The sequence below is a fragment of the Streptomyces sp. MMG1533 genome, assembly GCF_001279775.1.
Classification (GTDB): domain Bacteria; phylum Actinomycetota; class Actinomycetes; order Streptomycetales; family Streptomycetaceae; genus Streptomyces.
The window spans coordinates 1-379 of record NZ_LGDG01000140.1; the positions used below are offsets into that span (position 1 = coordinate 1).

The 379-nt window shown below is 67.3% G+C and carries 1 protein-coding gene; it reads left to right on the forward strand.

Features of this window, described 5'->3' with window-relative positions:
* A partial coding sequence (locus ADK57_RS16035; RefSeq protein WP_199830595.1) for a UvrB/UvrC motif-containing protein occupies nt 1-379 on the forward strand: 379 nt, incomplete at both ends.

Here is a 379-nt window from a genome sequence, read left to right on the forward strand (position 1 = left end):
CGCGCCGCCGGACCTGCGCGAGTTCGACGAGAAGATCGCCGGGGTGCGCCGGGACAAGGAGTCCGCGATCGACTCGCAGGACTTCGAGAAGGCCGCTTCTCTCCGTGACAAGGAGAAGCAGCTTCTCGCCGCGAAGGCCAAGCGGGAGAAGGAGTGGAAGGCCGGCGACATGGACGTCGTCGCCGAGGTCGACGGCGAGCTGATCGCCGAGGTCCTCGCGACCGCCACCGGCATCCCGGTCTTCAAGCTGACGGAGGAGGAGTCCTCGCGTCTGCTGCGCATGGAGGACGAGCTCCACAAGCGGGTCATCGGCCAGGTGGATGCCGTCAAGGCGTTGTCGAAGGCGATCCGTCGTACGCGTGCGGGTCTGAAGGACCCG